Source organism: Daejeonella oryzae DSM 19973 (genome assembly GCF_000422945.1).
GTDB lineage: Bacteria > Bacteroidota > Bacteroidia > Sphingobacteriales > Sphingobacteriaceae > Daejeonella > Daejeonella oryzae.
In genome coordinates, this window is record NZ_AUHA01000002.1 from 1 (window position 1) to 23,185 (window position 23,185).

General features: G+C 37.6%; 18 protein-coding genes and 5 tRNA genes. 2 read left to right on the forward strand and 21 right to left on the reverse strand.

What is annotated here, in order from left to right; all coding sequences use genetic code 11:
• Positions 1 to 491: 491 nt before the first annotated feature.
• From rpoC to G521_RS0100140, 20 genes are all read right to left on the reverse strand, one after another.
• Complete coding sequence (gene rpoC / locus G521_RS0100045; protein WP_026896684.1) at positions 492 to 4,778, reverse strand: DNA-directed RNA polymerase subunit beta'; 4,287 nt, start codon at positions 4,776 to 4,778, stop codon at positions 492 to 494.
• Between the two features lie 99 nt (positions 4,779 to 4,877).
• The gene (gene rpoB, locus G521_RS0100050) at positions 4,878 to 8,687 is read right to left on the reverse strand and encodes a DNA-directed RNA polymerase subunit beta (protein WP_026896685.1); all 3,810 of its coding nucleotides are present in this window, start codon (positions 8,685 to 8,687) and stop codon (positions 4,878 to 4,880) included.
• Positions 8,688 to 8,841: 154 nt separating this feature from the next.
• A complete protein-coding gene (gene rplL / locus G521_RS0100055) occupies positions 8,842 to 9,219 on the reverse strand; it encodes a 50S ribosomal protein L7/L12 (RefSeq protein WP_026896686.1) in 378 nt (125 codons plus the stop codon).
• Between the two features lie 56 nt (positions 9,220 to 9,275).
• Positions 9,276 to 9,794 carry a 50S ribosomal protein L10 gene (gene rplJ / locus G521_RS0100060; RefSeq protein WP_026896687.1) on the reverse strand — a complete coding sequence of 173 codons (519 nt, stop codon included), beginning with the start codon at positions 9,792 to 9,794 and terminating at the stop codon, positions 9,276 to 9,278.
• A gap of 2 nt (positions 9,795 to 9,796) precedes the next feature.
• A complete protein-coding gene (rplA, locus tag G521_RS0100065) occupies positions 9,797 to 10,495 on the reverse strand; it encodes a 50S ribosomal protein L1 (RefSeq protein WP_026896688.1) in 699 nt (232 codons plus the stop codon).
• Between the two features lie 22 nt (positions 10,496 to 10,517).
• Complete coding sequence (gene rplK / locus G521_RS0100070) at positions 10,518 to 10,961, reverse strand: 50S ribosomal protein L11 (RefSeq protein ID WP_026896689.1); 444 nt, start codon at positions 10,959 to 10,961, stop codon at positions 10,518 to 10,520.
• Positions 10,962 to 11,090: 129 nt separating this feature from the next.
• Entirely contained in the window at positions 11,091 to 11,633 is a 543-nt protein-coding gene (gene nusG / locus G521_RS0100075; protein WP_026896690.1) for a transcription termination/antitermination protein NusG, read from the reverse strand.
• Between the two features lie 14 nt (positions 11,634 to 11,647).
• Positions 11,648 to 11,842: a preprotein translocase subunit SecE gene (gene secE / locus G521_RS0100080; RefSeq protein ID WP_026896691.1), complete on the reverse strand. Its 195-nt coding sequence runs from the start codon at positions 11,840 to 11,842 to the stop codon at positions 11,648 to 11,650.
• A 17-nt stretch (positions 11,843 to 11,859) separates the two neighbouring features.
• Positions 11,860 to 11,930 (reverse strand) — tRNA-Trp (locus tag G521_RS0100085).
• 119 nt (positions 11,931 to 12,049) lie between these two features.
• Positions 12,050 to 13,237: an elongation factor Tu gene (tuf, locus tag G521_RS0100090; RefSeq protein ID WP_026896692.1), complete on the reverse strand. Its 1,188-nt coding sequence runs from the start codon at positions 13,235 to 13,237 to the stop codon at positions 12,050 to 12,052.
• Between the two features lie 60 nt (positions 13,238 to 13,297).
• A tRNA-Thr gene (locus G521_RS0100095) sits at positions 13,298 to 13,369 on the reverse strand.
• An 84-nt stretch (positions 13,370 to 13,453) separates the two neighbouring features.
• A tRNA-Gly gene (locus G521_RS0100100) sits at positions 13,454 to 13,526 on the reverse strand.
• A gap of 43 nt (positions 13,527 to 13,569) precedes the next feature.
• A tRNA-Tyr gene (locus G521_RS0100105) sits at positions 13,570 to 13,650 on the reverse strand.
• A gap of 7 nt (positions 13,651 to 13,657) precedes the next feature.
• Positions 13,658 to 13,730 (reverse strand) — tRNA-Thr (locus tag G521_RS0100110).
• Between the two features lie 206 nt (positions 13,731 to 13,936).
• Positions 13,937 to 14,275 carry a ribosome hibernation-promoting factor, HPF/YfiA family gene (hpf, locus tag G521_RS0100115; protein WP_026896693.1) on the reverse strand — a complete coding sequence of 113 codons (339 nt, stop codon included), beginning with the start codon at positions 14,273 to 14,275 and terminating at the stop codon, positions 13,937 to 13,939.
• 13 nt (positions 14,276 to 14,288) lie between these two features.
• Complete coding sequence (locus tag G521_RS0100120; RefSeq protein ID WP_026896694.1) at positions 14,289 to 15,176, reverse strand: tyrosine-type recombinase/integrase; 888 nt, start codon at positions 15,174 to 15,176, stop codon at positions 14,289 to 14,291.
• A 71-nt stretch (positions 15,177 to 15,247) separates the two neighbouring features.
• On the reverse strand, positions 15,248 to 15,439 hold the full coding sequence (rpsU, locus tag G521_RS0100125; RefSeq protein ID WP_026896695.1) for a 30S ribosomal protein S21: 192 nt from the start codon (positions 15,437 to 15,439) through the stop codon (positions 15,248 to 15,250).
• 153 nt (positions 15,440 to 15,592) lie between these two features.
• Positions 15,593 to 16,765, reverse strand: coding sequence for an acyl-CoA dehydrogenase (locus G521_RS0100130; RefSeq protein WP_269464933.1), 1,173 nt, complete (start codon positions 16,763 to 16,765; stop codon positions 15,593 to 15,595).
• A gap of 142 nt (positions 16,766 to 16,907) precedes the next feature.
• Positions 16,908 to 17,435 carry an adenine phosphoribosyltransferase gene (locus G521_RS0100135; RefSeq protein ID WP_026896697.1) on the reverse strand — a complete coding sequence of 176 codons (528 nt, stop codon included), beginning with the start codon at positions 17,433 to 17,435 and terminating at the stop codon, positions 16,908 to 16,910.
• Positions 17,432 to 18,361 carry a ComEA family DNA-binding protein gene (locus tag G521_RS0100140; protein WP_026896698.1) on the reverse strand — a complete coding sequence of 310 codons (930 nt, stop codon included), beginning with the start codon at positions 18,359 to 18,361 and terminating at the stop codon, positions 17,432 to 17,434. Before G521_RS0100140 ends, G521_RS0100135 begins: the two co-directional genes overlap by 4 nt.
• A 143-nt stretch (positions 18,362 to 18,504) precedes the next feature.
• Here G521_RS0100140 and G521_RS0100145 point away from each other — a divergent pair, with 143 nt between their 5' ends.
• Both G521_RS0100145 and G521_RS0100150 read left to right on the forward strand, forming a co-directional pair.
• Complete coding sequence (locus tag G521_RS0100145) at positions 18,505 to 20,256, forward strand: lysophospholipid acyltransferase family protein (protein ID WP_026896699.1); 1,752 nt, start codon at positions 18,505 to 18,507, stop codon at positions 20,254 to 20,256.
• A gap of 91 nt (positions 20,257 to 20,347) precedes the next feature.
• Positions 20,348 to 21,586 (forward strand): hypothetical protein, encoded by a 1,239-nt coding sequence (locus G521_RS0100150; RefSeq protein ID WP_051189319.1) that lies wholly within the window; start codon positions 20,348 to 20,350, stop codon positions 21,584 to 21,586.
• Positions 21,587 to 21,664: 78 nt separating this feature from the next.
• On the opposite strand, the gene G521_RS0100155 is transcribed toward G521_RS0100150, so the two are convergent.
• Complete coding sequence (locus G521_RS0100155) at positions 21,665 to 23,101, reverse strand: hypothetical protein (protein WP_026896701.1); 1,437 nt, start codon at positions 23,099 to 23,101, stop codon at positions 21,665 to 21,667.
• Positions 23,102 to 23,185 lie beyond the last annotated feature (84 nt).

Consider the following 23,185-nt stretch of genomic DNA (forward strand, 5'->3'; position numbering starts at 1 on the left):
TTTCAAATAAAGCATAACACCTCATCCTCAACCACTCTGCTACCCCAAATCCTCAATGTACCATCCGCATTTACTTCCTTTGCGGGTTGCAAAAGTAGAAAGTTATTTCATCCCCGCAAATAAGTTTTTTAAAATAATTAAAACAATCCGATAACTACATGATAAAGAGATGCAAAATTATTTGAAATACTTTCAGAATGACTACAGAATAGGCAAAAGGGATGTATAGGAAGATATAAATTGTGAAAAGCATTTAAATACAAAGTGACAGATTAATAGTATAAAATTATTATTAAAAGCTAATAAGTATTCCAGAGCACTTTAAATACTAACAGTTAAATCAGAAAATATCGTGTTATGATCTGATTCGATTGGGTCTCTGATCATAAAATAAAAGCTAATAAAAAAAGCCGTCCCGAAATTAAATTCGAGACGGCTTATTATTATTTAGATTTTCATTAAAGTAATCTGATAAGATTACAGAGAAAGAATTATGCTTCTACTTCTTCTTGTTTAGAAGCCAGCAACTTGTCGTATTCTTCCTGAGAACCTACTATGATACGTTCGTAATGACGCAAACCAGTTCCTGAAGGAATTAAATGTCCTACAATAACGTTTTCTTTCAATCCTAACAGATTATCTCGTTTACCACTGATAGCTGCTTCATTCAAAACCTTGGTAGTTTCCTGGAAGGAAGCTGCAGAGATGAATGATTTAGTTCCCAATGATGCCCGGGTAATACCCTGTAACATTTGGCTTGAAGTAGCTGCAATTGCATCACGAGCTTCTACCAGTTTCATATCCTTACGTTTAAGAACTGAATTCTCATCTCTTAATTTACGCACAGAAATAATCTGACCAGGTTTCAGATTAGGAGAATCTCCAGGCTCTACAACAACTTTCTTGTCATAGATCTCGTCATTTTCCAACATGAAATCCCAACGATCTACCAGTTCTTTTTCTAAGAAACGCGTATCACCTGCATCTTCGATCATCACCTTCTGCATCATCTGATGTACAATAGTTTCGAAGTGCTTGTCATTGATCTTAACCCCCTGCAATCTGTAAACTTCCTGAATACCATTTACAAGATATTCCTGAACAGCTGCCGGCCCTTTTATAGAAAGAATATCTGCAGGAGAAATTGATCCGTCAGAAAGTGGCATACCTGCTTTCACGAAGTCATTATCCTGTACAAGAATGTGCTTGGATAATGGAACAAGGTATTTCTTGATTTGTCCGTCTTTTGATTCGATAGACATTTCACGATTACCACGTTTAACACCACCTAAAGTTACTACACCATCAATTTCAGTTACTACAGCCGGATTAGATGGATTACGTGCTTCAAACAATTCAGTTACACGTGGTAAACCACCCGTAATATCTCTTGTTTTTCCGGTAGAACGAGGAATCTTAACGATAACCTGTCCCATTTTCACTTTTTCACCTTCTTCAACTGCAATATGTGCACCTACAGGAATGTTATAACCTTTAATACCATTTCCTTTTTTATCCGCTACGCGAATAATTGGATTTTTGGTTTTATCACGGGTATCAATAATAACTTTTTCTCTGTGCCCGGTTTGCTCATCAGATTCTTCACGGAAGGTAATACCTTCAATAATAGCTTCGAACTCTGCAACACCTTCAAACTCAGAAATAATAACCGCATTATATGGATCCCAGCTACAAATACGATCACCTTTTGAAATCTGTGCACCATCTTTAACATACAGATAAGCTCCGTAAGGGATGTTGTTAGACATGATCATTTTGTTAGTTCCGGCTTCCAGAATACGGAATTCGCCTGAACGACCCAATACTACTTCCAGCGGTCCTTCTTCAGTTTGATGACTCACAGTTCTAACATTCTCAAATTCAATAATACCATCGAACTTAGCGTTGATCTGAGATTCTGCGGCAATATTGGATGCAGTACCACCCACGTGGAATGTACGTAATGTTAACTGAGTTCCCGGCTCTCCGATAGACTGTGCGGCAATTACACCTACAGCTTCACCCATCTGAACACGTTTACCTGTTGCAAGGTTACGTCCATAACATAAAGAACAAACTCCGCGTTTACTTTCGCAAGTTAATACAGAGCGAATTTCGATACCTTCTAGTGGTGAGTTTTCAATTTTAAGAGCAATGTCTTCCTCGATATCATTTCCGGCACTAACTAATAATTCATTAGTTAATGGGTCATAAACATCATGTAAAACAGTTCTTCCTAAAATACGGTCGTATAATGGCTCAACAACATCCTCATTATCTTTTAAGGCTGTAGTATAAATTCCTCTTAAAGTTCCGCAATCTACTTCACCCACAATCATATCCTGGGCCACATCATGTAAACGACGGGTTAAGTAACCAGCATCAGCCGTTTTCAAAGCTGTATCGGCCAAACCTTTACGTGCACCGTGTGTAGAGATAAAGTATTCTAATACTGATAATCCTTCTTTAAAGTTGGATAAAATCGGGTTTTCAATAATCTCACCACCTGAACCTGATTTCTGTGGCTTAGCCATCAAACCACGCATTCCGCAAAGCTGACGAATCTGCTCCTTAGAACCACGTGCTCCAGAATCAAGCATCATGTACACCGAGTTGAATCCCTGGTTATCTGTTGAAAGGATTTCCATCACATTCGCTGTTAAGCGATTGTTGATACGGGTCCAGATATCAATAATCTGATTGTAACGTTCGTTGTTGGTAATGAAACCCATGTTATAGTTACCCATAACCTCCTGAACTTCTTTAGTAGCCTGAGCAATAAGTTTAACTTTTTCATCAGGAATATTTAAATCCTGAAGGTTAAACGAAAGACCACCCTGAAATGCCATTAAGAAACCTAATTCCTTAATTTCATCAAGGAACTGGGCCGCACGTGCCATACCAGTAATTTTAACAACTTCTCCAATAATATCACGAAGTGATTTCTTGGTTAAAAGCTCATTTATATAACCTACTTCTGCCGGTACACGCTGATTAAATAGCACGCGACCCACAGTGGTTTCGATAATTTTGTTAACAATTTCACCGCTTTTCTCTTTCACATGAGTTTTCACTTTTATGAAAGCATGAAGATCGATCATCCGCTCATTATAAGCGATAATCACTTCTTCAGGTGAATAGAAAGTTTGATCCTGACCTTTTACTACCCTACCCGCATCAGTTCTGCGACCTTTAGTAATATAATACAGACCCAAAACCATATCCTGTGAAGGAACAGTAATCGGGGTTCCGTTAGCCGGATTCAAAATATTATGCGAAGCAAGCATCAGCATTTGGGCTTCCAGAATCGCAGCATTTCCTAAAGGTAAATGCACGGCCATCTGGTCACCGTCAAAATCCGCGTTAAATGCAGTACAAACCAAAGGGTGTAACTGAATCGCTTTTCCTTCAACTAATTTTGGCTGAAAAGACTGGATACCTAACCGGTGTAATGTAGGTGCACGGTTTAATAATACCGGGTGCCCTTTTAACACGTTTTCAAGAATATCCCAAACAATCGGATCTTTACGATCGACAATTTTCTTCGCTGATTTTACTGTCTTCACAACACCACGCTCAATCATTTTACGAATGATAAACGGTTTGAAAAGCTCAGCAGCCATATCTTTTGGCAAACCGCACTCGTGCAATTTCAGGTTAGGTCCTACAACAATTACTGAACGTGCTGAATAATCCACACGTTTACCCAATAAGTTTTGACGGAAACGCCCCTGCTTACCTTTCAGAATATCTGAAAGTGATTTTAATGCACGGTTACCTTCAGTTTTAACCGCGTTAACTTTACGTGAATTATCGAATAACGAATCTACAGCTTCCTGTAACATACGTTTCTCGTTTCGTAAAATAACTTCCGGTGCTTTAATCTCAATCAAACGTTTTAAACGGTTGTTACGAATAATTACACGGCGGTATAAATCGTTCAGATCTGAAGTGGCAAAACGACCGCCTTCTAAAGGAACCAATGGACGTAATTCCGGTGGAATAACAGGAACGATCTTCACAATCATCCACTCGGGATGATTTTCGATACGTGTGTTAGCTCCGCGGAAAGCTTCAACAACCTGAAGACGTTTTAACGCTTCATTTTTACGCTGCTGCGAAGTTTCGTTTGCTGCCTGGTGACGAAGATCATATGATTGCTGATCTAAATCTAAACGGCTTAATAAATCCTGCAAAGCATCAGCACCCATTTTGGCAATGAATTTCTGCGGATCTTTATCGTCTAAATACTGATTCTCTTTTGGCAGTGTATCTAAGATATCCAGGTATTCTTCTTCAGTAAGGAAATCCATTTTCAGAATTCCATCTGCTTCTTTTAAACCCGGCTGGATAACTACATAACGCTCATAATAGATAATCAGATCAAGCTTTTTAGTAGGTAAACCTAATAAATAACCAATCTTATTTGGCAATGAACGGAAGTACCAGATGTGGGCAACTGGAACCACCAAATTGATGTGTCCCATACGCTCACGACGTACTTTCTTTTCGGTTACTTCAACACCACAACGATCACAAACAATCCCCTTATAACGAATACGTTTGTATTTACCGCAATGACATTCGTAATCCTTTACAGGACCAAAAATGCGCTCGCAGAATAAACCATCACGCTCGGGTTTGTAAGTCCGGTAGTTAATAGTTTCCGGTTTTAACACCTCACCGCTTGAACGCTCCAGAATGGATTCCGGAGAAGCCAAACTAATGGTAATAGAGGTGAAGTTACTTTTGATTTTATTATCCTTCTTGTAAGACATAGCTCTTTTGTTTTGAGTACTTAGTCGTAAGTATTTAGTATTTAAATGAGCCGTTTAAGCTTCTGTCTAAATACTAAATACCAGATACTATAATACTATTTAGTCTAACGTAATATCTAAACCTAATCCTCTTAATTCATGAACCAATACGTTGAATGATTCAGGTACGGAAGGGGTTGGAAGATTTTCACCTTTAACAATCGCTTCGTAAGTTTTTGCACGACCTACAACATCATCAGATTTAACAGTTAAAATCTCCTGAAGAATGTTGGCAGCACCAAATGCTTCCAGTGCCCAAACTTCCATCTCACCAAAACGCTGACCACCAAACTGAGCTTTACCACCCAATGGCTGTTGTGTAATTAATGAATATGGTCCGATTGAACGAGCGTGCATCTTATCATCAACCATGTGACCTAATTTCAGCATGTAAATAATACCTACTGTAGTCTGTTGATCAAAACGATCTCCGGTTAAACCATTGTATAAATAAGTTCTACCTGAAGTTGGCACTCCTGCTTTAGTTACCCACTCTTCTACTTCATCGTGCGAAGCACCATCAAATATTGGAGTTGCGAATTTCATACCCAGTTCTTTACCAGCCCATCCTAAAACAGTTTCGTAAATCTGACCAAGGTTCATACGTGAAGGTACACCAAGCGGATTTAACACGATATCAACAGGTGTTCCATCTTCAAGGAACGGCATATCTTCATCACGAACGATACGGGCAACAATACCCTTATTTCCGTGGCGACCTGCCATCTTATCTCCTACTTTTAATTTACGTTTTTTAGCGACATAAACTTTAGCCATCTGTACAATACCTGATGGAAGTTCATCTCCAACACTTATTGCAAACTTATCACGTTTGTAAGCACCAAGCTCTTCGTTTAGCTTAATGTTATAATTATGAAGAGTTAATTTGATCAGCTCGTTTTTATCTTCGTCTGTTGTCCACTTCGTTGGGTTCACATTTGCATATTCAAGCTCTGCTAAAACTTTTTGCGTAAACTTAACGCCTTTAGCTATCAGCAATTCTTTGTATACATTGAAAACACCTTGTGAAGTTTTACCATTTACAATGGTGAACAACTTATCAATTAACGTTTCTTTTAATTCTTTTACCGCTTTATTATGACGGGCATCTAATTTCTCGATTAAAGCTTTCTCTTCTGCCTTGGTTGTTTTCTTGGCACGGGAGAATAACTTGGTATCGATAACCACACCATGAATAGATGGAGGAGTTTTCAAAGATGCATCTTTTACATCACCGGCTTTGTCTCCAAATATGGCACGTAAAAGTTTTTCTTCCGGCGAAGGATCAGATTCTCCTTTTGGAGTGATCTTACCGATCAGAATATCACCTTCTTTTATCTCTGCACCTACACGGATAATACCATGCTCATCCAGATCTTTAGTAGCTTCTTCAGAAACGTTCGGAATATCCGGAGTTAATTCTTCTTCACCACGTTTGGTATCACGAACTTCTAATTCGAATTCCTCGATGTGTAATGAAGTGAAAATATCCTGAGAAACCACACGCTCGGAAATTACAATCGCATCCTCAAAGTTAAATCCCTGCCAAGGCATGAACGCAACTTTTAAGTTTCTGCCTAAGGCCAATTCACCATCCTGTGTTGCATATCCTTCGCAAAGAACCTGACCTTTTTCAACCTTCTGCCCTTTTTTAACAATTGGCTTCAGATTGATACAGGTACTTTGATTAGTCTTTTTGAATTTTATTAAACGGTAGGATTTTACTTCACCTTCAAATGATACCAATACATCATCTTCATTACGTTCGTAACGGATTTGAATTTCATTGGCATCTACATATTCTACTACACCATTACCTTCTGCATTGATCAGGGTGCGGGAGTCACGTGCAACACGACCCTCTAAACCTGTTCCAACAATTGGCGCTTCAGGGCGTAATAATGGAACGGCCTGGCGCTGCATGTTTGATCCCATCAATGCACGGTTTGCATCATCATGTTCCAGGAATGGAATTAATGAAGCGGCGATTGAAGTAATCTGGTTTGGAGCAATATCCATCAAATCGAGTTTCTTAGGCTCAATTACCGGGAAGTCACCTTCATAACGTGCTTTAACATGAGGATTGGCGAAAACACCATTATCATCATACTGTGCATTAGCCTGACCGATAGTTTTACCTTCTTCATCTTCTGCAGATAAATAAATTACCGGCTCTTCAACAACTACACGGCCATCATCCACCTTACGGTAAGGAGTTTCGATGAAACCTAAATTGTTGATCTTCGCGTGAACGCAAAGAGAAGAGATCAGACCAATATTCGGACCTTCGGGAGTTTCAATGGTACACAAACGACCGTAGTGAGTATAGTGTACGTCACGAACCTCAAAACCGGCACGCTCACGTGAAAGACCACCCGGGCCTAAGGCTGAAAGACGACGTTTGTGAGTAATCTCTGCCAGAGGATTGGTCTGGTCCATAAACTGTGACAACTGATTTGTTCCGAAGAACGAGTTGATCACAGAAGAAAGTGTACGGGCATTGATTAAATCGGTTGGCGTAAACACCTCGTTGTCACGAATATTCATCCGCTCACGAATAGTTCTGGCCATACGTGCTAAACCTACTCCAAACTGAGCATATAACTGCTCGCCTACAGTACGTACACGACGGTTTGACAAGTGATCAATATCATCCACCTCAGCTTTGGAGTTGATCAGTTTGATCAAATACTTTACGATGGCAATAATATCCTGCTTGGTTAATACTTTCGTAGCAACCGGGGTATCTAATTTTAATTTACGGTTGATGCGGTAACGACCAACATCTCCTAAATCATATCTTTTATCTGAGAAGAATAAACGATCAATGATACCACGAGCTGTTTCTTCATCAGGTGGTTCTGCATTACGTAATTGACGGTAGATATGCTCCACCGCTTCTTTCTCAGAGTTTGATGTATCTTTTTGTAATGTGTTATATATAATAGTATAATCACCGCTGTTTATTGCATCATCTTTAGTTAAGATAACGGTTTTAACACCAGCATCAATGATCATATCGATATGCTCATCCTGAAGAACTGTTTCCCGCTCCATAATGATTTCATTACGGTCAATAGAAACTACTTCACCAGTATCTTCATCAACAAAATCTTCAACCCATTTTCTTAAAACTCTTGCAGCAAGCTTACGTCCGATGAATTTCTTCAAACCAGATTTACTTACTTTAACTTCATCAGCTAATTCAAATAATTCAAGGATATCCTTGTCATCTGAATAACCAATGGCACGAAGTAAAGTGGTTACGGGGAATTTTTTCTTACGATCGATGTATGCATACATGACGTTATTTACGTCGGTTGCAAATTCGATCCAGGATCCTTTAAAAGGAATTACACGGGCTGAATACAGTTTTGTTCCGTTAGTGTGGCGGCTCTGGCCAAAAAACACACCTGGCGAACGGTGCAATTGCGATACAATTACACGCTCAGCTCCGTTAATAACAAATGTTCCTTTTGGAGTCATGTATGGGATAGTTCCCAGGTATACATCCTGAACAATTGTTTCAAAATCTTCATGTTCTACATCATTACAAGATAAGCGAAGCTTAGCTTTTAAAGGAACACTATACGTTAAACCACGCTCGATACATTCTGTAATATCATAACGCGGGGGATCTATGAAATAATCAAGAAATTCTAAAACGAAGATATTTCTTGAATCAGAGATCGGGAAATTTTCAGAAAATACCTTAAACAAACCTTCCTGATGGCGGCTGTCTGAAGTGGTTTCTAATTGGAAAAATTCCTTGAAAGATTGCAACTGCACATCCAGAAAGTCTGGATAATCCAACACATGCTTACTTGTAGCAAAATTTACTCTTTCGTTGTGCTTATTTTTGTTTGCCAAGGGAATAAGAATTTAGTTTAAAAAAATAAACTGCGACTTGTTTTCCCGGTTTCACACGGGTTTGTAAGTCAAACAAAAATGGGGATTTTATAAATGGGAATAGACCCCGACGAAAATCGGGGTCTAAAACCATTAAACATTAACTGTTAGGAAATTACTTAATTTCAACTACAGCTCCTGCTTCTTCTAATTGTTTTTTCAAGCTTTCAGCTTCTGCTTTATCAACACCAGTTTTAACTTCTTTAGGAGCTCCGTCAACTAAATCTTTAGCTTCTTTCAATCCTAATCCAGTTAAATCTTTCACTAATTTCACAACTGCTAACTTAGCGCCACCAGCTTCTTTTAAGATAACATCAAAAGCAGTTTGCTCAGCTGCAGCTGCAGGAGCATCACCACCACCGGCAGGACCAGCAACAGCTACCGCTGCAGCAGGCTCAATACCATACTCATCTTTTAATATTTGAGCTAATTCGTTAACTTCTTTTACTGTTAAGTTTACTAATTGCTCAGCAAACGATTTTAAATCTGCCATTTTATTTAAATTTTAAAATTTCTATTCTTGTAATTTGTTCGAACTTCAGGTGTTCGTTAACCTCTTTCTTGTAATGTTTTAACAATTCCGGCAAGTTTGTTACCACCAGACTGTAAGCCTGATATAACGTTCTTGGCAGGAGATTGCAGCAATGCAATAATATCTGCAACTAATTCTTCCTTAGATTTAAGGTTAACTAATGCATCTAACTGGTTATCACCAATAAATACTGCTGAATCAATGTAAGCTGCTTTTAATACTGGCTTATCACCTTGTTTTCGAAGTTGTTTAATCAACTTGGCCGGAGCGTTTGCTGACTTAGAAAACATAATAGATGAAGATCCTTTAAGTACTTCAAACATTTCGCTAAAATCACCATCAGCAGCTTCCATAGCTTTTCTGATTAATGTATTTTTAGCAACCTGCATTTTGATATCGCTTTCAAAACATTTACGGCGGATAGCATTTATTTTTAAAACGCTCAAATTAGCAGTATCAGTAATATAAAAATTACCATACTCTTTAATTTGCTCTGTTAAAGCCAGAACCACATCTTGTTTTTGTTCTTTCTTCATGATTAGATCCCCGCTACTGATTTAGTTTCAATTTCGATTCCCGGACTCATTGTTGAAGACATATGAACGCTCTTAAAATAAGTTCCTTTAGAGGCAGATGGTTTTAATTTTGAAATTACCTGAAGTACTTCAAGCGCATTCTCATAAATTTTATCAGCATCAAATGATACTTTTCCTATGGAAGCATGAATGATTCCTGTTTTGTCAACCTTGAAGTCAATTTTACCACCTTTAACATCAGTTACCGCTTTACCCACATCCGGGGTTACAGTACCTGACTTAGGATTTGGCATCAGGTTACGCGGACCTAAAATACGGCCCAGCTTACCTACTTTTGCCATTACACTAGGCATGGTAATAATGATATCAACGTCAGTCCATCCACCTTCAATTTTGGCAATATATTCATCCAAACCAACAAAATCTGCACCTGCTGCTTTAGCTTCTTCTTCCTTATCAGGAGTACATAAAACTAAAACGCGGACAGTTTTACCGGTTCCATGAGGAAGAGTTGCAATACCACGTACCATTTGATTCGCTTTACGCGGATCTACGCCTAAACGTACATCCAGGTCAACCGATGCATCAAATTTGGTAGTAGTAATATCTTTAACCAAAGCAGCTGCCTGAGTTAAAGTATATGCTTTCCCAACCTCAATTTTGGAATGTGCCTTTTTTTGATTTTTTGTTAATCTAGCCACTTCTTAAACTGATTTGTGTTAATTAATTGTTCCAGGGTGCATCACCGCTAACGGTAATTCCCATACTGCGTGCTGTACCAGCTACCATTTTCATGGCCGACTCTTTTGTAAATGCATTCAAATCGGTCATTTTATCACTTGCAATGGTCTCAACCTGTTCCCAGCTTACACTGGATACTTTTTTACGGTTGGGCTCAGCAGAACCTCCTTTTAATCCCGTAGCTTCTAATAACTGGATAGCTACCGGTGGAGTTTTGATGATAAAATCAAATGACTTGTCTACATAAACAGTAATTACAACAGGCAATACTTTACCTGGCTTATCTTGGGTACGAGCATTAAACTGCTTGCAAAATTCCATAATATTCACCCCTTTTGCTCCCAATGCAGGACCAACCGGAGGAGATGGATTAGCAGCGCCGCCTTTGATTTGTAGTTTTACTAACGCACCGACTTCTTTTGCCATTTTACTTAATTTATTTATTACTCAATGTTCAATGTGGAAGCATGTAACATTTAAGATCTTTATCGAAACTTAGGTTTCAGAGATTAAAATATGAGATACTTCTCAGATCTAAATTCTGAAATATCCAATCTATTCCTTTTCTACTTGCATATAATTCAACTCAAGTGGTGTTCTTCTGCCAAAGATCTTAACCATTACCTTAAGTTTCTTTTTCTCTTCGTTAACCTCTTCGATTACACCGGTAAAACCATTAAATGGACCATCCATTACTTTAACGTTTTCGCCAACGTAATATGGAACATTCATAGATTCACCCTGCTCGGCCATTTCATCAACCTTACCTAAAATACGGTTCACTTCTGCTGGTCTCATAGGTACGGCGTTTCCGGTTTTATCTCCAAGAAAGCCAATCACACTATTGATGTTTTTAATAATATGTTCTAATTCGCCATCCAATTGTGCCTCTATCAGAACATAACCCGGATAAAAATTGCGCTCTTTTGCAATTTTCTTTCCGTCACGCATCTGGTAGTATTTTTCCATAGGAATTAATACCTGTGGAAGTAAATGAGAAAGGCCTAAACGATTCACTTCTGCTTCTAAGTATTGCTTTACCTTTTTTTCTTTTCCGCTAACAGCTCTTACTACATACCATTTTAATTGATCGCTCATTCTTAGTGCTGTGATTATGCCAGAGATTTGTAAAACATTTTTAAAGCAGTACCTGCTGTTTCATCCATCCCTAAAATTAATAATGCGATGATAATAGAAGCAACCAATACTAATATTGCTGAATTCTGTAACTCAAGCCAGGTTGGCCAGGTAACTTTTTCAGTCATCTCTATATATGACTCTTTTAAAAACTCTACTACGTTAGCCATGTTTTAATTCGCGTAAGCACGGGCACAAGGATTCGAACCCTGATCAAAGGTTTTGGAGACCTCTATTCTACCATTGAACTATGCCCGTGTATTATAAAGCTCAGTTCTGTTATAACCTCAATAAACTAAGCCCGTGTATTATAAGAAAACATAAGTCCACACTTGGCAGACTTATGTTGTCCAATTAACCTTTATTTTGAAATTTTATTACTTTAAAATTTCAGTTACTTGTCCGGCTCCTACAGTTCTGCCACCTTCACGGATAGCGAAACGAAGACCTTTTTCCATTGCAATAGCGTTAATCAACTTAACAGTGATGGTAACGTTATCACCTGGCATAACCATTTCAACACCTTCAGCTAATGAAATCTCACCAGTAACGTCTGTGGTACGGAAATAGAATTGTGGACGATATTTGTTAAAGAATGGAGTATGACGGCCACCCTCTGCTTTTGACAATACATAAATCTCAGCTTTGAAATCTGTGTGTGGAGTTACAGAACCTGGCTTACAGATAACCATACCACGACGGATATCAGTTTTCTCAATACCACGTAATAATAATCCTACGTTATCACCAGCTTCACCTCTGTCTAATATTTTACGGAACATCTCAACACCTGTAACTACAGATTTTAAGTTTTCAGCACCCATACCTAAAATATCAACCTGCTCACCAGAGTTGATTACTCCTCTTTCAATACGTCCTGTTGCAACAGTACCACGACCAGTGATCGAGAATACATCTTCAACCGGCATTAAGAAAGGAAGATCAGTTAAACGTGGAGGAATTGGAATATATGAATCAACTGCATTCATTAATTCTAATATTTTCTCTACCCATTTAGCATCACCGTTCAATCCACCAAGAGCAGAACCTTGAATTACTGGAATATCATCACCCGGGTATTCGTAGAAAGATAATAATTCACGAATTTCCATTTCAACAAGTTCTAACAATTCTGGATCGTCAACCATGTCTACTTTGTTCATGAATACAACCAATGAAGGAACACCTACCTGGCGAGCTAATAAGATGTGCTCACGAGTTTGTGGCATAGGACCATCAGTCGCAGCAACAACAAGAATTGCACCATCCATCTGCGCAGCACCTGTTACCATGTTCTTCACATAATCCGCGTGACCTGGACAGTCAACGTGAGCGTAGTGACGGGTAGCAGTTGAATACTCAACGTGAGCGGTATTAATTGTAATACCTCTTTCTTTTTCTTCCGGAGCAGAGTCAATTGATTCAAATGAACGTGCCTCAGAAAAACCTGCATCAGATAACACCTTAGTGATAGCTGCAGTTAAAGTTGTTTTACCGTGGTCAACGTGACCGATAGTACCGATGTTTAAGTGCGGCTTACTGCGGTCAAATTTTTCTTTTGCCATGTTTTTATACTAATTAGTAGGTTAATTTTATTGTTGTTTTTGAATTATTTTACCTTTTTGAGCCAATGATGGGAATTGAACCCATGACCTCTTCCTTACCAAGGAAGTGCTCTACCGCTGAGCTACATCGGCTTTTTCCCGTCAATGCAAAATAGCCCATTGAACAGCAGCCTTTTATAACCGATTTTCAATCAACTGAATCGCTCACTCAACGTGAGCGGAAGACGAGGCTCGAACTCGCGACCTATAGCTTGGAAGGCTATCGCTCTACCAACTGAGCTACTTCCGCTTATTAAGTTTACTGTCCGCTAAAGCTTACAGCAAATTTTCCGTGGGGGGAGAAGGATTCGAACCTTCGAAACCGAAGTAACGGATTTACAGTCCGTCCCATTTGACCGCTCTGGAATCCCCCCTACATTGAGCCTCCTATCGGGATCGAACCAATGACCTACTGATTACAAGTCAGTTGCTCTACCAGCTGAGCTAAGGAGGCTTATGCTTTATCTTTAAATATTAAAAGAATCTTTAAAGAACCAACCCTTTAAAAAGAATTTCATCTGTTGATGACCTTTCCGTAAGGGAATGCAAATCTACAAAAAATAAGGTTTGATCAAAATTTTTTACAAAAAAAAATCGGCAGCCTCATCGGCTGCCGAAAATCTACTTTATTTTAGTAAAATGGAATAGCAATATTATCTATCAAAACTCCTCTGTTGCAGCAATTTCTTTGAAATTACTCGTTTTGGCACGCACCTTCACTTTATGTTTTTCTATTTGCTTCCTTAATGATTCAACTGCCTTATCCGTTGCTTCTTCAAACGTTTTACATTGTTCTTTAGCAAACAGATCATTCCCTGGAATGTGCAGCTTTATTTCCGTAATCTTATTTTCTTCATCTTCCGTGTTTTCTAACTTAAGGTAAACTTCCCCACTGATAATCTGATCAAAAAACTGATCCAATTTATCTGCCTTTTTCTGAATAAAATCCAACAGCTTAATATCTGCTGTAAAATGAATTGACTGCACTCGGATTTTCATGGTTCCTCCTTTTTTAACCCTTTGGATGGGCTTGTTTATAAATTAATTTTAATCTTTCAACTGAATTGTGAGTATAGACCTGGGTGGCAGCTAAACTGGCGTGGCCTAACAACTCCTTAATAGCATTCAACTCTGCACCATGATTTAATAAACTGGTTGCAAAGGTGTGTCTTAAAACGTGAGGGCTTTTTTTATCGTTAGTAGATATGTATGATAAAATAGAATTCACTATACGATAAATAAATTTTGGATAGGCAATGTTGCCTTCATTGGTAACGATTAAAAATACGGAATTGTTATTAAAATTTTGACTTTTTTTGGATTCAATATATTGCAGTATCAATTCTAATAATGAAGAATTAATTGGAATAATTCGTTCTTTATTCCTTTTCCCCAGAACTTTAATTTGATGTCCATACATATCAATATCATGCTCTTTCAAATTAATCAATTCAGAAGAGCGAATGCCGGTACCATACAACAATTCAATAATCAGCCTACTGCGGATTCCTGAAAAATCGTTAGAAAAAATTTCGCTATTGGCAGTATCCAGCATGGAGTTTATCTTTTCCTCCTCTATTGTTACCGGTAAACGCTTTGGAACCCTGGGCGCCTGAACCAAGAGCATGGGATTTACCTGGATGAAGTTTTGGCGATGTAAAAATTTATAAAAAGATCTGAGAGTGGATATTTTTCTGTTAACAGTTTTTGCCTCTATTCCCTGATCTAATAATTCTACAATCCAGGAGCGGACATGAATATGCAATACATCTCCAAAATCAAGTTCGGATAGTTTAATAAAGGCGTAGAATTGCTTTAAGTCTTTTTGGTAGGCTGTAACGGTGTGCGGAGAATACCGTTTTTCAAACTGGAGGAATTTTGTAAAATGCGCTATAAACATCAAAAACTATTTGTACATCTCAAAAATGAAATATACAAATAGTTTTAAGTTTTATATGCCTGAAAAAAGAATTAAACAGTTTCTCTGTTCATTCCTTCTTTGTAGATAGCTTTTTTAACCTGCGTACGACGGGTAATAGATTTTTTCTCGTAGGCCTGACGGCTACGCAGTTCTCTTAATACACCGGTTTTTTCGAATTTCTTTTTGAAGCGTTTTAATGCTTTGTCTAATGATTCGCCGTCTTTTACGTTGATAATGATCATAATTTAAAGATACCCCCTTTCGGTTTTGGATTGCAAATGTAAGAAAAACTATAGAAACACGAAAAGCTATTTCTATTTAAGTTGGATTACGTTTCGAGGTATAAAAAAAGCGGACTGATTAATCAGTTCGCTCTATATATATTAAATGAAATATTATTTCAATACTTCTCTGGCAATAACCAGTTTCTGTATCTCTGAAGTACCCTCTCCTATAGTACACAATTTGCTATCGCGATAGAATTTCTCCACTGGGAAGTCTTTTGTGTATCCGTAACCACCAAATATTTGAATAGCCTCTGTAGAAGCTCTTACACAAACTTCTGAAGCGAAATATTTGGCCATTGCCGATTCTTTCGTAACTTTTTTGCCCCGGTTTTTTAAATCTGCAGCCTGCATAATCAGTAATTCTGCAGCTTCTATTTCGGTTGCCATATCGGCCAGTTTAAAAGATATTCCCTGGAAACTTGCAATGGGCTGGCCAAACTGATAACGTTCTTTTGAATAAGCAACTGCCGCTTCAAACGCACCTTTGGCAATTCCTAAAGATAACGCAGCAATAGAAATCCGTCCGCCGTCTAAAACATACATGGCTTGTTTGAATCCTTCGCCTTCATTACCCAGCAGGTTTTCTTTCGGAACACGGCAGTTATCAAAAATGAGCTCTGTAGTTTCGGAAGCACGCATGCCCAGTTTATTCTCTTTTTTTCCTGCTGAAAATCCGGGAGTTCCTTTCTCTATTACGATAGTCGAAATTCCTTTCGAACTCCCCTTTTCTCCCGTGCGCACCATTACTACAGCTACATTCCCTGACTTTCCGTGAGTAATCCAATTTTTTGAACCGTTAACGATATAATGATCACCATCTAAAACTGCAGTGGTATTCATCCCCATGGCGTCAGATCCGGTATTTGCTTCGGTTAACCCCCAGGCCCCAATCCATTCTGCGGTAGCTAATTTTGGCAACCAACGCTTTTTTTGCTCGTCATTTCCAAACGCCAGAATATGACCTGTACACAAAGAATTGTGAGCAGCCACAGATAAACCGATTGAACCACAAACTTTCGCGATTTCTACAATAACATTTACATATTCAAAATACCCAAGGCCAGAACCACCATATTCTTCAGGAACCAATACACCCATTAAGCCCAATTCGCCTAATTTCTTGAAAGTTTCAACAGGAAAAGTTTGTGCTTCATCCCACTCCATCACGTTTGGACGCACGTGCTTTTCAGCGAAATCGCGTACCATATTGATGATCATTTTTTGATTATCAGTTGCTGAAAAATTTATTCCGCTTTGCTCTGCCTCTACTGAATTATGCATATTTGGTTGTGGTTAATTTGCAAGTATAGCAATTTCCAATTCATTTTTTTATTATTTAAAGCTTGTTTATAAGTAGAACAAAATGGTTTCCGGTTCAATTAAGCAAACCAAAACACCAGAGTTTAAGAATGCGAAAGTAGAATCAATATGAAACCAGAGAAATAATTTTATCCGAATGCATTTTCAAGGATTCTTTGCCTTTTAGAAAATCCAAAGAAATAACAAATGCATAACCAGCAACTATTCCTTCTAACTGTTGAACCAGCCGTGTTGCTGCGTTAACCGTTCCACCCGTAGCCAGCAAATCATCATGAATGAGAACCCGTTGGCCGGGAAAGATGGCATCCTCATGCAGTTCTAAAATGGCGGAACCATATTCCAGCTCGCAGGGCTCCTGAATTTTATTAAAAGGAAGCTTTCCCTGTTTGCGGATCGGAACAAAGGGAACCTCTAATTTGGCTGCCAGCATAAGGCCGAATAAAAATCCGCGGCTTTCTATACCTGCAATTATATCAATCTGATCACCTTTCAGCTTTTCCGCGAAAGCGTTAACAATTTCCTGGCAAAGGGAAGCATCTTTTAAGATGGGAGTAATATCTTTAAACAGGATACCCGGTTTAGGGAAATCAGGAATATCACGGATAGCTGATTTTAATTTCGATTCAATCATTCAAATAGTAAATAAGGCTCAATTTTACGCAAAATCTCATCATTCATAATGGCTATTTTTTTTAAATCTGATACCGCTTGATACGGACCATGCTGTTTTCGATATTGAATAATGGCATTTATCTGCTTATATGATAAATAAGGGTTACGTTTTAAATCGTCGAACTGAGCTTTATTAACATTTGTTTTCTGAATTGAATTTGCGTCTACTTTAACCTGATTTTTAAGATTTTCGAACATAGCAGAATCCAGACCGTAAATTTCACGAAGCTGCTCTTTTGAGTGAAAACCACCTAATCGCTGCCGATATTTTAAAATACGCAAGGCAAATGCAGGCCCTATTCCCCTGATAGTTTCTAATTTTGCCGAATCTGCTGAATTTAATTCTACAATTTCAAAAGGCATGTTCTTTTCGTAAACCGGTTTTTTATTCTCCCATTCTTTAGTTTGCGAATAAATCGGTTTACTGTTTGTAAAAGATTTTTTTATGCTGATGTAGGGCTCCAGTTTAGAATATTGAGATTCAGAAATAGAATATATCTTTTTCAAATCTTCATTCCTGTAAAACCTACCTCCTTTTGATTCGTAATTTTTTATCACTTTTATCTGACGCTCAGATAAACCAAGCTTGCGCCAGTCTGAAGCCGAAAGCCCGTTTGGATCAAATAAAAAATAATTTGCCCTTAATTCATTATCTTCAATATATTCCTTCAGGTTGTTATAATTAGAATAAGATCTTTTCTGAGCTGAAGACTTAAAAGCCGAAATCTCCCGTTGAAAACTTTCTGTATCATATACCACAGGGACTTTAAAATAGGAATATATATAAGGAAAAGCCAGAACCAATACCATCAAGATACAAAGCACCAAAATGCCGTTGTATTCTTTTTTAGAAAAACTGAAATAAGCTTTCAGTGCATTCTTCATGTACGGCTAATTTTTAAATTTATCTTAAATATAATAAAGCTATTGGCTGGAAATAATATGATTTGAAAAAGATTTACAGCCAAATTTGCAATCTGTATTCTAAATAATTTTCTTTAAAATCTATTTTATTGAGGATCATATTTATGAAAATTATTACGAAAGAAGAATTTGCCCAGGCCACCCGAATAAATAAATTGCACATGCCAGGACTTGCATCTTTACTGATGGAAGTGATGAAAATAAACGAGGTGAATGAAACCTTCGAAAAAGCAGAACATTTGCAAGGTTCGCCGTTCATTGATAAAATCCTGCAAATTCTGGGTATTCAAATGGAATTTGATGAAGCTGAATTAAAAAACATTCCAAAAAAAGGTGCTTTTATTGCCATTGCTAACCATCCTTACGGTGGAATTGAAGGCCTTGTATTACTGAAATTATTAAGCACAGTAAGACCTGATGCCAAGCTGATGGCCAATTTCATTTTAAAAAAAATCCCCAATCTGAGTGACTATTTTATTGCTGTTAATCCTTTTGAAAACGTAGATCATTCCTCCAGCATCAGCGGTTTAAAAAATACACTCACCTTACTTGCCGGCGGAACTCCGATTGGTATTTTTCCGGCAGGAGAAGTTTCATCATATAAAATAAAAACTCAGCAGGTTACAGACAAAATGTGGAATCCTGTGGTTGGGAAAATAATCGCGAAAGCCAATGTCCCGGTTGTCCCGGTTTACTTCCATGGAAACAACGGGCTTATGTTTAACCTTCTGAGCTTAATACATCCTACACTTCGCACAGCCAAACTGCCTTCAGAATTATTTAACAAACACGGCCATACCATTAAAATTCGTATTGGCAAGCCCATCCATATTGAAGAGATCAGCCAGAATAACAATTCGGCTAAGCTTCTGAATTACCTGCGTGCCAAAACCTATGCCCTTGGAACCAGTCTTGAAAATGAAAAAAAGATTTTTAATCCCGGGAATATTTTTAAGATTAAAAAAAAGCCTGAGAAGATAGTAGAACCCATATCTCAGCAAATTTTAGTAAATGAATTATCGGCTCTTGATGATTATAAAATTTGGACGGAAAAAGACTATAGTATTTACGTTGCTCCAACTCCGGCTATACCTAATTTAATTAAAGAAATAGGACGATTAAGAGAAATTACTTTCAGAGAGATTGGTGAAGGAACTAATAAATCAACTGATCTGGATGAATACGATATTTATTATAATCATTTATTTATTTGGGATATTACAAATCAAATGATTGTTGGGGCGTACCGCATTGGTCGTGGAGACGAAATATTTTACAGCATGGGAAGCAAGGGCTTTTATCTTACCGAATTATTCAAGATAAAAGAACCACTATTCCCGATAATGAAGCAAAGTTTAGAATTAGGAAGATCATGGGTAAGAAAAGAATATCAGCAAAAAGCGCTTCCCTTATTTTTGCTCTGGAAGGGGATTTTAAAATACCTTTCAGAAAATCCTCAGTATAAATATTTAATTGGTCCGGTTAGCATCAGCAATAGCTTCTCTAAATTTTCTAAATCATTGATTGTTGATTTCATTATTAAAAATCATTTTGATCATGAACTGGCAGCGTATGTAAAACCCCGAAAAAAGTTCAAAGTCGATTATTCAAAAATCGATACCGATCTGTTACTGGAAAGCAAAGAAAAATTAAAAGATCTGGATGATTTGATTTCCGATGTGGAAACATCACACCTGAAAATACCTGTTTTATTAAGGCAGTATATTGCATTAAATGGCAAAATCATTTGCTTTAATATAGATCCTAAGTTTTCAGACAGCCTGGATGGGTTTTTAATAGTGGATATGGAAAAAATACCTGCCGAGATTTTAGAGAAACTGGCAAAAAATTTTTAAGACTTAAAAAATACATCCTTATAAATTATCGCCTTTACTTGATTAAACAGAATATTTTCTGTTAATTTAGTATTAATTCAATGTTAACTTAATGTTAACATTAATCAGTCAAGTGAAATCAGCCCGTATCGCATTTCTTTCTTTTATATTTTTAGTTTTTACTGTATGCAGTGCATTTGCAGAAAGTAAAAACAGAATACTTTCATTTGAATTTTATGAAGGCACCATTAATATTGAATTAGATTCATCCATGATTGTTGAGTTCAACAATCATGTCAATGAATTATCTATACAAGCATTTTATAATTCTTTAAGCAGCGCTAAATCAGAGCCCGTTATAGCTGCACTCAAATCCTACAAAGAAAAACATCAGTTAAATGACTGGCTTTATTACCAACTCATCCGGAAAACAGCACAGCAGATAAGTCCGAAAGCAGAAAATTACCCACGTTATACTTTATATAAATGGTTTTTTCTTTCTAAGTCAGGTTACGATGCCAGGCTTGCTTTAACAAATGATCAGATTTTATTTTATGTTAGAAGCGAGGAAGATATTTATGATATTCCGTACTATGAAACAGACGGGAAACAGTATGTATGTTTAAATTTCCATGATTATCCGCAATTGAATTATGAGAAAGATGAAATCAGGCTCATCAATATTACATACCCGGAAAGCAAAACTCTTTTCTCATACAAAATAAGCCGAATGCCGGATTTTAGGCCGGAAAGTTATTCGGAAAAATTGTTAAAATTCAATTATCGCCAAAAGGAATATCACTTTAATGTATTGCTGAATCCGGAGGTTGAAACTATTTTCAAAAATTATCCAGGTGTAAGTTTCGAATCTTATTTCAATATTCCGTTAAGCAGAGAAACTTACGGCTCTTTAATTCCTATACTCCGCAAAAACATTAGCGGCATGAGTCAGAAAAAAGGCGTTGATTATTTAATGAGGTTTACACGCTACGCCTTTTTATATAAGCCGGATGAATTGAACTTCGGAAAAGAAAAACGCTTATCTCCTGAACAAACATTATTTAACGACCAGAGTGATTGTGATGATCGGGCTGCATTGTTTTTTTATCTGGTGAAAGAGATTTATAACTTACCGATGATCGCTCTTTTATATCCCACGCATATTACCATGGCTGTTCAGTTTAATAAGCCTCTTGCAAATTCAATTACTTATAAAGGAAAAAAATATTCGATATGCGAACCAACGCCACAATCAGAGGATTTAAAAATTGGCCAAATCGATACTAAACTTAAAAATGCTGCTTTTAAAGTCGTGTATCGCTATGATCCCGTTTATTCATTTGATAAATAAGGCATCTGTATAATACTATCCTGAATAGAAAAACCCGCCAAAAGCGGGTTTTCACATTAACTAACCAATTTATTATTATTAATTAACTTTACCGGGAGCATCATAAGGCATTGCCTGCGGATCGAAATTAGCCCATGTAGCAGTCCAATCGCTCGAGCCAAAGGCACCGCGGTAAGTAACTTTTTCGAAAAACGCATCTGCAACTTTAGTATTGCTGAATAATGCGCCAGTTTCTGCAACCGATCCGGCTTTTACTGTAAAATTTGGACGACCAGCTTTGGCAGCGGCAACCAGATTTGAAGCGTATTTGTATGGATCATTCATCAGCACTTCTCCGAATTTAGCTCCGTCAAATATATTTGCAGCTCTTATAGAAGTTTCGAAATCAGCCTTGTTTTCGCCCTTAAGTTCATTACTTTTAGCATTAGACCCATAGACGATATTGTTTTGGAATGCAAGATTACCGGCAAGGTAATTTGCTGAGGTAGCTTTTGCGACAGCTACTTTGGAATCATCTATGTAAACACCTTCTGTGTAACCTGCAAAAATTGAATTTAAAATGCTCAGGGATGAATTTCTGCGAATTTGTGCAGCATGCTGATAATTTGCATTTACACCGCTTAAAGAAGTTGAAGTCAATGGCCCTAAAACAGTTACATTACTAAAAACTGCATTGGTTTGAGGAACTTTAACAGATCCAGATCCATCGTTATCAGTTTCGAAACCGTTAGATCCTGAAACGTCTGCAATGGTAGGATAACGCTGAGCCACAGCAAACTGAACCTTACCTGAATAACCAAAATCTGCATCAAAATCATCATCCAAAGCACCTATTGAAATCAGGTGCTTGCAATTTACAGAACCACCAAACCACTCATAGGCATCATCGCCAGCAAATGAAACCTGAACGTAATCAATAGTTGTTCCTGAACCTACAGAACCGAATGTTAAACCGTTTATTTCATTATCCGGTGTAAGTGGAATTCCACCAAATTCAATACGAACATATTTTAACGTACCTGAATTGTCTGCCGGATCAGTTCCTCCAAAAGATGCTTTACCTGCGGCATCTGTAAGAATTCCTTCGATACCCTGGCTGGTTCCCTGATTATTTGGTGCTTTACCTAACAATACGATACCACCCCAGTCACTCGTAGAACGTGCACCCACTGCCTGATTTGATGTAAATACAATTGGCTTGTCAACCGTTCCAACGGCTTCAATTTTACCACCTCTGTTAATTACCAGAGTTCCTTTTGTAGCTTTATCGCCTTTAATAAGTGTACCCGGCTGGATTGTTAAAGTGGCTCCGCTGGTTACATTAATAATTCCCTTTAATAAATATATTTTATCTGCGGACCAGTTCGTATTGGTTGTAATATCTGTTGAAACCTCAAGAACTGAACTTACCGGCGCTACAATAATGGTATCATCTGTATCATCTACCGTACTTTTTTTACAGGCTGTAGTAAAAATGGCGGCAGCTAATGCTAATAAAATTGCTTGTTTTTTCATGTTAATTTTTTGATTTTATCTATATCCCAAAAGTATCCCTGGCAAATAACCTCAGTATAAAATCAGGGTAATGATATTGTTAAA

Coding starts and splice junctions, on each gene's coding strand:
- rpoC (WP_026896684.1), bottom strand. CDS start 4,778: ATGTCTTACAAGAAGGATAATAAAATCAAAAGTAACTTCACCTCTATT.
- rplL (WP_026896686.1), bottom strand. CDS start 9,219: ATGGCAGATTTAAAATCGTTTGCTGAGCAATTAGTAAACTTAACAGTA.
- rplJ (WP_026896687.1), bottom strand. CDS start 9,794: ATGAAGAAAGAACAAAAACAAGATGTGGTTCTGGCTTTAACAGAGCAA.
- rplK (WP_026896689.1), bottom strand. CDS start 10,961: ATGGCAAAAGAAGTCGGTGCGTTAGTAAAACTACAAATCAAAGGCGGC.
- nusG (WP_026896690.1), bottom strand. CDS start 11,633: ATGAGCGATCAATTAAAATGGTATGTAGTAAGAGCTGTTAGCGGAAAA.
- secE (WP_026896691.1), bottom strand. CDS start 11,842: ATGGCTAACGTAGTAGAGTTTTTAAAAGAGTCATATATAGAGATGACT.
- tuf (WP_026896692.1), bottom strand. CDS start 13,237: ATGGCAAAAGAAAAATTTGACCGCAGTAAGCCGCACTTAAACATCGGT.
- hpf (WP_026896693.1), bottom strand. CDS start 14,275: ATGAAAATCCGAGTGCAGTCAATTCATTTTACAGCAGATATTAAGCTG.
- G521_RS0100120 (WP_026896694.1), bottom strand. CDS start 15,176: ATGTTTATAGCGCATTTTACAAAATTCCTCCAGTTTGAAAAACGGTAT.
- rpsU (WP_026896695.1), bottom strand. CDS start 15,439: ATGATCATTATCAACGTAAAAGACGGCGAATCATTAGACAAAGCATTA.
- G521_RS0100130 (WP_269464933.1), bottom strand. CDS start 16,765: ATGCATAATTCAGTAGAGGCAGAGCAAAGCGGAATAAATTTTTCAGCA.
- G521_RS0100135 (WP_026896697.1), bottom strand. CDS start 17,435: ATGATTGAATCGAAATTAAAATCAGCTATCCGTGATATTCCTGATTTC.
- G521_RS0100140 (WP_026896698.1), bottom strand. CDS start 18,361: ATGAAGAATGCACTGAAAGCTTATTTCAGTTTTTCTAAAAAAGAATAC.
- G521_RS0100145 (WP_026896699.1), top strand. CDS start 18,505: ATGAAAATTATTACGAAAGAAGAATTTGCCCAGGCCACCCGAATAAAT.
- G521_RS0100150 (WP_051189319.1), top strand. CDS start 20,348: ATGTTAACATTAATCAGTCAAGTGAAATCAGCCCGTATCGCATTTCTT.
- G521_RS0100155 (WP_026896701.1), bottom strand. CDS start 23,101: ATGAAAAAACAAGCAATTTTATTAGCATTAGCTGCCGCCATTTTTACT.